This is a genomic window from Streptomyces scabichelini, from assembly GCF_011045015.1.
GTDB lineage: Bacteria > Actinomycetota > Actinomycetes > Streptomycetales > Streptomycetaceae > Streptomyces > Streptomyces scabichelini.
Window position 1 is genome coordinate 42,720 of record NZ_JAAKZY010000053.1, and the last position, 11,061, is coordinate 53,780.

10 protein-coding genes are annotated in these 11,061 nt (G+C 70.1%); 1 reads left to right on the forward strand and 9 read right to left on the reverse strand.

Annotation, left to right across the window (positions count from 1 at the left end):
- Positions 1-7 precede the first annotated feature (7 nt).
- From G5C60_RS18670 to G5C60_RS18680, 3 genes are all read right to left on the reverse strand, one after another.
- Positions 8-1,939 carry a hypothetical protein gene (locus G5C60_RS18670; protein WP_165260655.1) on the reverse strand — a complete coding sequence of 644 codons (1,932 nt, stop codon included), beginning with the start codon at positions 1,937-1,939 and terminating at the stop codon, positions 8-10.
- Between the two features lie 74 nt (positions 1,940-2,013).
- Entirely contained in the window at positions 2,014-2,556 is a 543-nt protein-coding gene (locus G5C60_RS18675) for an MOSC domain-containing protein (RefSeq protein ID WP_165260657.1), read from the reverse strand.
- Positions 2,553-3,083, reverse strand: coding sequence for a tetratricopeptide repeat protein (locus tag G5C60_RS18680; RefSeq protein ID WP_165260681.1), 531 nt, complete (start codon positions 3,081-3,083; stop codon positions 2,553-2,555). The genes G5C60_RS18675 and G5C60_RS18680 overlap by 4 nt, the downstream gene beginning before the upstream one ends.
- Before the next feature lie 217 nt (positions 3,084-3,300).
- Between G5C60_RS18680 and G5C60_RS18685 the strand changes: the two genes are divergently transcribed.
- Positions 3,301-3,756 (forward strand): hypothetical protein, encoded by a 456-nt coding sequence (locus tag G5C60_RS18685; protein WP_206439688.1) that lies wholly within the window; start codon positions 3,301-3,303, stop codon positions 3,754-3,756.
- Between the two features lie 88 nt (positions 3,757-3,844).
- Here the strand turns inward: G5C60_RS18685 and G5C60_RS18690 are convergent, their stop codons facing one another.
- From G5C60_RS18690 to glnII, 6 genes are all read right to left on the reverse strand, one after another.
- Positions 3,845-5,395, reverse strand: coding sequence for a DUF1996 domain-containing protein (locus G5C60_RS18690; RefSeq protein ID WP_165260659.1), 1,551 nt, complete (start codon positions 5,393-5,395; stop codon positions 3,845-3,847).
- Between the two features lie 250 nt (positions 5,396-5,645).
- Positions 5,646-6,299, reverse strand: coding sequence for a LuxR C-terminal-related transcriptional regulator (locus G5C60_RS18695; RefSeq protein ID WP_165260661.1), 654 nt, complete (start codon positions 6,297-6,299; stop codon positions 5,646-5,648).
- Positions 6,284-7,567: a sensor histidine kinase gene (locus G5C60_RS18700; RefSeq protein ID WP_165260663.1), complete on the reverse strand. Its 1,284-nt coding sequence runs from the start codon at positions 7,565-7,567 to the stop codon at positions 6,284-6,286. The genes G5C60_RS18695 and G5C60_RS18700 overlap by 16 nt, the downstream gene beginning before the upstream one ends.
- Positions 7,568-7,753: 186 nt before the next feature.
- Positions 7,754-8,746: an SDR family oxidoreductase gene (locus tag G5C60_RS18705; RefSeq protein WP_165260665.1), complete on the reverse strand. Its 993-nt coding sequence runs from the start codon at positions 8,744-8,746 to the stop codon at positions 7,754-7,756.
- 78 nt (positions 8,747-8,824) lie between these two features.
- Positions 8,825-9,385 (reverse strand): winged helix-turn-helix domain-containing protein, encoded by a 561-nt coding sequence (locus tag G5C60_RS18710; protein ID WP_165260667.1) that lies wholly within the window; start codon positions 9,383-9,385, stop codon positions 8,825-8,827.
- 358 nt (positions 9,386-9,743) lie between these two features.
- On the reverse strand, positions 9,744-10,772 hold the full coding sequence (glnII, locus tag G5C60_RS18715) for a glutamine synthetase (RefSeq protein WP_165260669.1): 1,029 nt from the start codon (positions 10,770-10,772) through the stop codon (positions 9,744-9,746).
- Positions 10,773-11,061: the final 289 nt, after the last annotated feature.

An 11,061-nucleotide genomic window follows, 5' to 3' on the forward strand; every position in this document is an offset into this window, starting at 1 on the left:
TGTGTGCCTACCGGAGTCCTGCGACCGGCCTTCCGTCGGCCAGGCGTCCCTTCAACTCCACCTGCGCGCCCCGCTCGGTCGGTACGGCGAGGAGTCTGTCCTGGGCGCTGCCGCTCACCTCGCCCGTGGCGCTGATGGACGCCGTGTCCCTGCTTCCGGCGGCCAGCAGATACCACTCGCCGCTGTCCGACTTCCACTTCACGCCGGCCAGGACATGCGGATCGCGGACGCCGCACGCGGGGGAGTTCTCCGCCTTCGCCACGACCGCCCCGGAGGCCTGCCCGGGGACGTGGAACTGGGCGAGGACCCGCGTGCCCGTGCCGCGCCAGGTCTCGGCGCGCATGCACAGCCAGCCGGCGGAACTGCTCGCCTCGGGCAGCGGCTGCCGGGCGTACTGCCAGGCGTTCACGGAGCGCACGCCCCGGCCGCGCACGGCGCCGAGAGAGCAGGCCGACGAGGACCAGGCCGATGCCGAGGCTTCTTGGGGCTTGGCGGGGTGGCCCGAGGTGAGGCGCGCCGGGGCCAGCTCGCCGAGGTCGGTCATCAGGCGGGTGTCCGTGTCGTCGGTGAGCCGGAGCACGTTCCAGGAGCGGCACGCGCCGGTCTGCTGCACGGGACTGGCGGACGGCTCGGTCACGCCGTCCTTCGAGAGCTTCAGCGAGGCCGTGCTCGAAGCCGTGCTCGCCGAGGGCTTCAGCAGGTCGAGTACGGCGGCCTGCCGCACCCAAGGCGCGGTCAGATAACGGACGTTGCCGTCGGTCCGGTTCAGGACCACCGCGTTCGCCCCGGCACCGGTGGCGCCGTCGACCCGCGCGAAGTCGAGGGCGGCGCCCTGCGTGCCGTCCTTCGGCTCGGCGTAGCGCGCGATGCGCAGACCGTCGTAGAGCAGCACGACCCGGACCTGGTCGACATCGCCCGCGTACAGGAGCTGGGGCGGTCCGGGCGGGGCGCCCGCCGGGGTGCCGGGGGTGGCCGAGACCCGCACGGACTCGCCGGGGCGCGCCCACACGGCGAGCGCGCGGCGCAACAGTGCCCTGTCGTCGGTGAGGTTGCCTCGTGCGGGCCACACGGAGAAGTCGGTGCGCGCGGAGGACTTCCACACGGCCGGGGCCACCAAGGTCAACCTGCCCGGATCCAGGGCTGCTTGGGCCGCCGGGTTCTGCGCATACGGGGGTGCCGCGGCGCCGTCAGGACCCCAGCCGTCGCCGGGCAGTGCGAGGAGCGCGCCGCACACCGCGAGGACGGCGGCCGCGGTGAGTGCGGCCTTTCTGTGCTGGCGGCGGCGCATCAGGTCGGTGGGCCGGGCCTGAAGGGAGCACGGATCGAACTCGGGGGACGTCAACAGCGCGTACTGCGCCTCGACTCCGTCGGCCTCCACGAGCGCCGCGGCCGGGTCCTCCGCGCCTGCCGCGGCAAGCAGCTCGCGTACGTCCGTGTCGGGCAGCTGCTCCAGGCCGTGCAGTACGTAGGCGGCACGGGCCGGTCCTGAGAGGGCCGAAAGCCGTTGGTCCAGGGCGAGTTCGTCGGCGCCGCCCGAGCACGGGAAGAGCCGCAGGCCCCACACCTGGGGGAGCAGCGGCGGCAGTTGGGCCCGTTTCGGCCAGGACGAGCGCTTCAGCGGGCGGCCGGCCTCCAGGGCCGTACGCAGGACTTGGAGGCGCAGGTACGCGTACCCGGTGTCGTGGCCGGCCGTCTTCTGGGCCGGGACGACGGACGCGTCGCCGGTCCTACGGCTCCGGGGCAGCGCGCGCTGGGAGAGCGCGTGCGCGGTGAGCACGCGGCGGGTGCGGCCGAGGCTCGGCGGCAACACCAGATAGGCGAGCCGGACCAGCCGCGGGTAGTGCTCGACGAGCGCGGCCTCGGCCTGCTCGACGTCGACGACCGGTCCGGAGGCGGAGGGGGCGGCTGCTTGGCGCGGGGCGACATCCTGTGACTGCACGTTCAGCAGAACGAGCGAATCCTTGGTTGGTCACCTCGCCCGGAGGGAGCAATCCACGGGCGGGCGGAGAGATGTCAGACCCGCTCCAGGGGCCGGTGCGGCCCGCTGGGGAGCTCCGCTTTGACCGTGTCGCCCGGGCGCACCACACCGCCCTCCCGCACGATGCTCATGATTCCGGCCTTGCGCACGATGTTCCCGGCTTCGTCGCGGCCGACGACCTGCTTCAGCAGCCCGTCCTCGAAGTTGTCGATCTGCAGGCACGGGTTGCGCAGGCCGGTCACTTCCAGCACCGCGTCGTCGCCGATGCGCAGCAGTGTGCCGACCGGCAGGCCGAGCAGATCGATGCCGCGGGTGGTGATGTTCTCGCCGAGGTCACCGGGCACCACCACGAAACCCTCCGTACCGACCTCGGCGAAGAGCTCCTCATGGATGAGGTGCACCTGGCGAAGGTTCGGCTGGGTCGGGTCCTGTGCCATCCGTGAGCGGTGCTTGACCGTCACGCCGGCATGTACGTCGCCCTCCACACCGAGCCCGGCGAGCAGCGTGATGCTGTCCCGGTTCGGCTTGGTGAACGAGTACTCGCCGTTGCTGCTGACCGTCGTCACTGTCGCGCTCATCCTCGGGTCCCCCTCCTCGGTGACAACTCCTCCGGCTCCACCAGCAGCCGCGCGTAGTTCGCCATGGAGCGCTGGTAGCGCGGCAGATGCGGGGCGAGCGCTCCGAGCACCAGGGCAAGACCCTCGCGCTCCCGGCCCAGACTGGCAAGGCACAGCGCCAGGGTGGCGCGTACGGCATCGTCCAACTCGTCGGACGGTGCGTCGAGTTCGGGTGTCAGGAGCTTGACGCCCTCCTCCGGCTGCCCGATGTTCCGCAGCGAGCTGGACAGCTGGATCTTCGCGCGCCGGCCCTTGTACCCGCCCAGCCCGCGTGCCAGCGCCTCCCGGTACAGCGGCACGGCCCGGTCCGAGTGGCCCGTCGAGTCCCAGGCACAGGCCCGCTCGAAGGGGGCGACGGGGCTGTCGGCGGGCAGCTCGGCGACGAGCGCGTCGATCACCGCGCGGAAGTCCGCCGCGTGCTCCTCACCGGGCTCATCGGAGGCGTCGAACGTGGCCCAGGCCGCCGCCACGCGCTCTTCCCATTCCATGTCCACAGAGGTCACGGGCACACCCTCGCACGAGTGTGCCCGTGACCACCTCCGATTTACGTGACCATGGAGCTGGGCGGATTCGGCGTCGATTGAGTGCGGAGCGTGCGGGAGCCGTATCGAAGGCAGGGCCCTTGCCAGGGCTCTCAGCGGCGTGGGCCGGGACCGCCACCCTCAGGGTGGTCCCGAGGCCGACGGAGAGCGACCGGAGGAACAGATGAGGTTGACGCGACAGAAGACGGCCGTGGCCGGAATGGCGGCCGCCCTGCTGGTGCTGACCGGCTGCGGCTCGGACGACGGTGGGGAGAAGGTCCCCGAGACCGCGACCGGAAGTCTGGAGCACCTGGCGAGTGAGGCCGGCTGCAAGCCGAACATGCAGACGGACGCGGACACGATCCGCCAGGCCCTCTGCAAGAGCTCCGACGGCAAGTACGTCCTCGCGACCTTCGCCACCGATCGCGGTCAGCGTGAGTGGCTGAACGGGGCGAAGGACTACGGCGGCTACTACCTCGTCGGCCGCAAGTGGGTCGCCAGCGGCGACGAGAAGACGGTCACGGCGCTGCGCGGCTCGCTCGGCGGGACCATGGAAGAGGGGTCCGAGCACATGAACCCCGGTGGCAGTCACAACAGCGGCAACAGCGACAGTGGCAAGAGTGGAGGCCACCACGGCTGACCGCACCGGTTCGCCGACCGCATCGATTCGGGGGCAAGCGAAAGCCGGCGGTGGGAAATCCCACCGCCGGCTTCCTAGTGCTTCAGGACTACTGGCAGTCCTGGCCGCTGTTGATGCAGTCGACCACCTGGTTCATCGTCTCCTCGTTGAAGAAGTTGATGAAGTCGTTGTGGTCGGTGATCGGCTTGTGCAGCTGGTCCGGGAAGGAGTCCACTGCGAACGCGTTCTGGACCTGCCCGTTCTGGATCTGCGGCGCGTCAACGTCGTAGACCAGGCGGACCTGGAGCTGGGGGATGGCCTCGAAACCGTTCGAGCAGGAACCGTCCTCCTCCACGAAGTCCACGTGGTCACGGTGGTTGGCGCTGTCGATGTTCTGACCGTCCCAGCAGCTCTGGAAGTTGGTCGTCCGGACCACCGAGCTGCCCTCGGGGCAGATCGGGTACTTGTCCGTCAGCTGCGTGTCCTCGAAGCCGGTGCAGCTCCAGTTCGTGTTGGCGTTGGCGTTGCCGTTCACGAAGGCCTTGGCGTCACCGGTGATGATGCGCAGGGCCTCAGGCATCGCGGTGACATCGCTCTGCTTGTTGCCGACGAACTTCAGCTGGGCCTCGCTGGCCTGGATGATCGTGCCGACGTTGCCGTCCTGACCGCCACCGGGAGCGTTGGCGTCGATGTCGTCCTGACCGTCCTGCACTCGCAGCACCGGCCAGAAGTACGACGACTTGTCGCCCTGGTTCTCGCAGGTGGTGTCACCGTTCGCCAGGTCCTCGTCGCTCGCGAAAGCGTTGTTGGCCTGGTTGCCGACGTAGTCGTGCTGGTGCTGCGCACCGTTGCTGACACCGGGGGCGACGATCACGTTGTCCGAGTTGCGGTTCTCGTTCTCGTTGGTGCCACAGTTCGTGGTGAAGCTGCCCGTCGAACCGCTGTCGCCGTTCGCGGCGAGCCCGTTTCCGTCCACGCCCTGCGGGCCGCCGGTCGGCTCGGCCTGGGTGATGTCCTGGAAGTCGTCCGCCACCGGACCGTTGCCGGCCTGGCCGCCGTTGTCCTGTTCCTGACCCTGGTCCTGGCCATCGCCCTGGTCCTGGCCCTGGTCCTGACCATCGGCCTGGTCCTGGCCCTGGTCCTGGCCATCGGCCTGGTCCTGACCGTCACCCGCGGCGGTGTCCGGCTGGTCGGCCGGCACACCTTCGCACTGGGCCATCTGCTCGGCGTTCTGCGGAGGCTGGCCGCCCGCGTTCCGGATGTTGATGCTCATCCGGTCGATGGCGGCCGTCCGCTTGGCCTTCAGCGGGCCGAGGATGGAGCTGTCGACGTAGCCGGAGTCCCCGGCCTGAGCCTGGCGCGTGTCCGCGAGGCGCTTGTAGGCCTCCGTGACCTGCTGGTCGAGCTTCGCCAGCTCCTGGTCGACACCCTGGCGGGCGCCGTCCGGCACATCGGTCAACTGCTGGCCGACGTCCGGACATTTGATCGTTGCCACCCCTGCGGCGGCGGTTGTCTGCGCGTTCTGCTGTGAGTTCTCCTCACCCGCCGAAGCGTAGATATTCGCCGCGAGCAAGCCGCCGCCACCCAGCGCGAGAGCCGCCGATGCGGCTATCGCCCGGTTGGCGAGCGTTGAGCGGCGTTTTCGGTTTGTGCGTCCCATGGAACTCCTCTGGCTTCCTTGCGGGGGCATCGAGGCGCCCGACAGGAGGTGAAGCGGCGTCGTTCAGTACGCAAGGGGCTCATGGGGTGTTCAGCGGCCTCAGAAATTGGTGAGAGATTGGTGGAGCAATTCCGGCGCAAGGGGCCCAGAAGCCCCTGTTTCAACGGCAGTTGAGGGGGGAATACTGAATCTCGGTCAGTGAATCCTCGTGAATCTTCGATGGAGAGCCGATCTTTATCCGGGCACGTTTTCAGCGCCCCTGGTCCAAATAGGCGAGAACGGCCAGAACGCGGCGATTGTCGTCATCCGACACCTCAAGGTCCAGCTTCGCGAAGATGTTGGACGTGTGTTTCGCAATGGCCCGTTCTGTCACGACCAGCCGCTCCGCGATCGCCGCGTTCGAGCGGCCCTGCGCCATCAGCTCCAGCACCTCCCGCTCGCGCGGCGTCAGCCGGCCCAGCGGCCGGCTCTCCGCCTGGCGCCGCGACAGGAGCTGCTGGATCACCTGCGGATCCATCGCGGTGCCGCCCGCCGCGACCCGGCGTACGGCGTCGATGAACTGCTCCGCGTCGAAGACCCGGTCCTTCAGCAGATAGCCGACCCCGCCGGTCCCGTCGGCGAGCAGCTCGCGCGCGTACAACTGCTCCACGTGCTGCGACAGCACCAGCACCGGCAGCCCGGGTCTCTCCCGCCGCGCCTGCAGCGCGCACTGCAGCCCCTCGTCCGTGTGCGAAGGCGGCAGCCGTACGTCGACGACGGCGACGTCCGGTCTCAACTCCGCGAGCGCCCGGGTGAGTTCGGGTCCGCTCTCGACGGCCGCGGCGATCTCGAAGTCGTACGCTTCGAGCATCCGCACCAGTCCGTCGCGCAGCAGGAAGAGATCTTCGGCTAGGACAACTCGCAAGGGATCTCCATGGTCACCATGGTGGGACCGCCCGCGGGGCTGCTGACGGCCAGGACGCCGTCGAATGTACCGAGTCGCCGCTCGACTCCGGAGAGTCCGGAACCGGCGCCGATCCTGGCACCGCCCTTGCCGTTGTCGGTGACGGCGATCCGCAGCATGCCGTCCGCGTGGTGCACGTCGACCCAGATCCGGTCCGCGCCCGCATGCTTCACGGCGTTCGTGAGGACTTCACTGACGGCGAAGTACGCGGCCGACTCGACGGGGGCGCCCGCGCGCCCCGGGAGGTCCACGTCCACCTCGGTGGCGATCGGCAGCCGCAGCGCCAACGCCCGTACGGCGTCGCCAAGGCCGCGTTCGGCGAGCACGGGCGGGTGGATGCCGCGGACGAGGTCGCGCAGTTCGGTCAGCGCGTCGGCGGAGGACTTACGGGCCTGTGCGAGCAACTGCTTGGCCTTCGCCGGGTCCTTCTCGATGAGCATCTCGATGGTCCCCAGGTCCATGCCCATGGCGACCAGCCGCGCCTGGGCGCCGTCGTGCAAGTCCCTTTCGATACGCCGCAGTTCGGCCGCCGAGGTGTCGACGGCGTCCCGCCGGGTCTCGGTGAGCACCCGTACGCGCTCGGCCAGCTGGCCCTGACCGCTCGCCAGTACGGAGCGGGTCAGCAGGAAGTGGAAGCGCAGGAGGTGCGGGACCGTGTAGTAGCCGACGGCCAGGAGCGCGCCGCCCAGCGCGGCCGCGGCCAGAGCGGTCCCCTGCCCGCTGACCGGCACGAACCCGTACCACCAGCCGACGCGCGTGCCGTCGGTGAAGGCCCGCCACAGCCCGGCGGCCAGCGCGAACCCCTCGAAGGGATAGAGGAGCAGCGCGGTGGGGATCAGGGCCGTGACGAAGCCCGCGATCATGTCGACGGGCAGCCAGAGGAGATCCCGCCAGGTGGCCCGATCGCCGAGCATGCGGAAGCAGCGGCTCCATGGCTTGGCGTCCTGGGGGACGGGCCGGTACGCGGGCGGGATCCGCACCCCGCTCCACTCGGCCGCCACCATGCGCCGCCAGTTCGCGAAGGCGCGTACGCCCGTCAGTACCCAGGGAGTCGTGACGATGCCGATGCCCAGGGGGACGAGGACGATCGATACGACGGACAGGACGAAGAGCACGACGGCCCCTGGCAGTGACACGAGGGTCAGGGCCAGGGCCCGCAGTCCGTCCAGCGCGACGGCACGGGCCCTGCCGGGGGCTTTGGCGGTCTCGGTCGTGCTCTTCGTGTCCATGGCTTCAGTCTCGCGGAGCTACTGGGGGTGGTCACTGGGTTCAGCACCCGGAGGGGGGTGGGGGTAGGTGCACCACGCTCCGCTGGAGGGACGGTTCGAAGCTGCGGGTTCGTTGTGGCTGGTCGCGCAGTTCCCCGCGCCCCTAAAGGGGCGCGGCCCCTCTCTTCGCGGCGCGGTCCCCTCAGCTCAGAGCCCCAGTGCCTTCGCCTCCGCCGCCGGGTCGAGCCCCAGCACCGGTCGGTCCGGGCGCTGGGGCGCGACCCCGCCGAGAGACTGCAACCACGCCCACGTATCGCTCACCGTCTCCTCGGCGGGGCGGCAGCGGAGCCCGGCCGTCACCGCTCGTGAGACGTTCGCACTGTGGAGTGCACCGTGCAGCTCGCTCGCCGGCGGTACCCATACCGGCAGCTGTGTCCAGGGCTCGATCCCGGCGTCGAGGATCACCTCGGGCTCGGTCCAGCGGAGCTCCGCCCCGCTGCCCGTGACGTGGACGCAGGCGGCGAGGAGTGCCCCCATCGTCGTATGCCCCTGCGGGCTGATGAGGTTGTACGGCCCGCTCAACTCCCGCTCCGCGGCCTGGAGCAGCCACTCGGCGAGGTCGCGGACGTCGACGTACTGGAGCGGCAGTTCACGAGGGCCGGGCGCCAGGACCGGGCCGCCGCGGGCAATCCGGGTCAGCCACCACGGCAGCCGCCCGATGTTCTCGTACGGGCCGAGGATCAGTCCGGACCGTACGAGCAGCGAGCGCCCCTCGCCGAAGGCGTCGACGGCGGCGAGTTCACCGCCGCGCTTGTCCCGCGCGTAGTCGGTCTGCTCCGCGTCCGCCGACGCGCCGTCCACCAAGGGAGCGTCCTCGGTGTAACCGGCGGCCGGCGGCCAGGCGTACACGGAGCAGCTGGACACGTAGACGTACCGCCCGACCCGGTCCTTCAGCAGTCGCGCGGCGTCCCGTACGGCTCGCGGTGCCGCCGACCAGGTGTCGACGACGACGTCCCAGTCGCCCTCGGCCAGTGTGGCGAGCCCGTCGGGGGCGGTGCGGTCGCCGTGCAACGACCGTACGCCCGCAGGCGGTTCGTGGCGTCCTCGGTGGAAGACGGTCACGTCCCAGCCGCGGGCGAGCGCGGCCTCGACGACGGCACGCCCCGCGAACTCCGTACCACCGAGCATCAGAAGTCTCATGCCAGTGACTCTGCACGGCCCGGCCACGGGACGGAACGGGAATCTGCTGACAGAAGACCCGCAGCCGGGCGCCGCCGGTCAACGCCCGGTCGGCGGCGCGTACTTGTAGCCCACGCGCCGCACCGTCTGGATCGCCCGCCGGTGCTCCGCACCGAGCTTGCGGCGCAGCCGGGCGATGTGGACGTCCACGGTCCGGCCGTCGCCCACATGCCCGTAGCCCCAGACCGTGGTCACCAGCTGGTCGCGGGTGTGCACGCGATGCGGATGCGCCACGAGGTGCGCGAGCAGCTCGAACTCCAGGTAGGTGAGGTCGAGCGGCCGCCCGTCGACCTCGGCGGTACGCCGCACGGTGTCGACGCGTACGAGGGAGTCACCGCCCTCGGACTCCTCCGGGCCCCCGTCCGGTACGGCGACCGGCAGGACGGGCTGCTGGTCGGCCGGTACGAGCACCAGGTAGCCGACCATCGGCGGCCGGCCCGGCAGGGTGGGCAGGGTGTGCGGGGGAGCGGGCAGCCAGGTGGCGCCCGGCGGCAGGAAGTCCGCGACGTCCACCGTCTCGTCCCGGTCGACGGCACGCAGCCGGTGCCGTGCCGAACCGGTGGACGGAGTGGCGGTGGAGAAGGATCGGGTGTTCGCCATGAGAGGTCAGCTCTTTCGCGCGAGAGGTCGTCGAGGGACGTACGTCGTGCGCGCTGGCCGAAGGCCGGGGGTGTACGGCTTTAGAGGGCCGGCGCGTTCATCGCGCGGCGACACACCCGGTCGAAGTCGTGATGCTGACGGGAAGGCCAGAAGGGCTTGAGGTCATGACGACCCGTCGCGAGGTACTTCCGAAAGCTGGCCATGACCCCATTGAAGCAGACGGGGTCGGGGGCGCGCCCCTTTAGGGGCGCGGGGAACTGCGCGACCAGCCCTCACCCACCCGCACCCAAACAACCACCCAACCGCCGAAGGGGCGCCTACCGAATCGGTGGGCGCCCCTTCAGAGAGAGAAGCGGGATCAGACCTGGCCGGCCTTGTCCAGGGCGGTGCAGCAGGTGTCGACGATCAGACGCGTCACGACGTACGGGTCGACGTTGGCGTTCGGGCGGCGGTCCTCGATGTAGCCCTTGCCGTCCTTCTCGACCTGCCACGGGATACGGACCGAGGCGCCGCGGTTGGAGACACCGTAGGAGTACTCGTTCCACGGGGCCGTCTCGTGCAGACCGGTCAGACGGTCGTCGATGCCGGCGCCGTAGTTCTTGACGTGGTCCATCGGCTTGGAGCCTTCGCCCAGCGACTCGCAGGCGGTGATGATGGCGTCGTAGCCCTCGCGCATCGCCTTGGTGGAGAAGTTGGTGTGCGCGCCGGCGCCGTTCCAGTCGCCCTTGACCGGCTTGGGGTCCAGGGTCGCGGAGACGTTGAAGTCCTCGGCGGTGCGGTAGAGCAGCCAGCGGGCCATCCACAGCTGGTCGGAGACCTCCAGCGGGGAGACCGGGCCGACCTGGAACTCCCACTGACCGGGCATGACCTCGGCGTTGATGCCGGAGATGGCCAGACCCGCCTTGAGGCAGTTCTCAAGGTGCGCCTCGACGATGTCGCGGCCGAAGATCTCGTCGGCGCCGACGCCGCAGTAGTAGCCGCCCTGCGCGGCCGGGAAGCCGCCCTCGGGGAAGCCGAGCGGGCGCGAGCCCTTGAAGAAGGTGTACTCCTGCTCGATGCCGAAGATCGGCTCCTGCGCGGCGAACTTGTCCGAGACCTCGACCAGCGCGGCACGCGTGTTGGACTCGTGCGGCGTCATGTCGATGTTGAGGACCTCGCACATGACGAGGACGTCGTCGCCGCCGCGGATCGGGTCCGGGTAGGAGGCGACCGGCTTGAGCACGCGGTCGGAGGCGTGGCCCTCGGCCTGGTTCGTGGAGGACCCGTCGAAGCCCCAGATCGGCAGGTCGGCACCCTTGGCGTCGTCGGCCATAATCTTCGTCTTCGAACGGAGCTTGGCCGTCGGCTCGGTGCCGTCGATCCAGATGTACTCAGCCTTGAAGGTCACGGGCCACATCCTTCGGGGTGGGTCTCGATTGCGCAGGTCGATGCGGGTGCGCGGCGCAGCGGCACTGGAACGCCACGGGGATGGGCGCAGCCTGTCAACAGGCGGTTTCCCGATCATTGCCCGACTGTGAACCCCGTGTTACCTGGTGCCCCTGTGTCGGGCTCCACCCCTTGAGAGCGGGCTCTCTTGTGATCAGGTTTCGCCGTATACAAGGAGGCGGTGGGGGTGGGGAGGGTTTTCTTTCCCCAGCCCCGCCCCTTCCCGAAACTGGGGGCTGCGCCCCCAGTTT

Excerpts from the sequence above, each read along its gene's own strand:
- G5C60_RS18675 (WP_165260657.1), bottom strand. The coding sequence starts at position 2,556 with ATGAGCGCGACAGTGACGACGGTCAGCAGCAACGGCGAGTACTCGTTC.
- G5C60_RS18680 (WP_165260681.1), bottom strand. The coding sequence starts at position 3,083 with ATGGAATGGGAAGAGCGCGTGGCGGCGGCCTGGGCCACGTTCGACGCC.
- G5C60_RS18685 (WP_206439688.1), top strand. The coding sequence starts at position 3,301 with ATGAGGTTGACGCGACAGAAGACGGCCGTGGCCGGAATGGCGGCCGCC.
- G5C60_RS18690 (WP_165260659.1), bottom strand. The coding sequence starts at position 5,395 with ATGGGACGCACAAACCGAAAACGCCGCTCAACGCTCGCCAACCGGGCG.
- G5C60_RS18700 (WP_165260663.1), bottom strand. The coding sequence starts at position 7,567 with ATGGACACGAAGAGCACGACCGAGACCGCCAAAGCCCCCGGCAGGGCC.
- G5C60_RS18705 (WP_165260665.1), bottom strand. The coding sequence starts at position 8,746 with ATGAGACTTCTGATGCTCGGTGGTACGGAGTTCGCGGGGCGTGCCGTC.
- G5C60_RS18710 (WP_165260667.1), bottom strand. The coding sequence starts at position 9,385 with ATGGCGAACACCCGATCCTTCTCCACCGCCACTCCGTCCACCGGTTCG.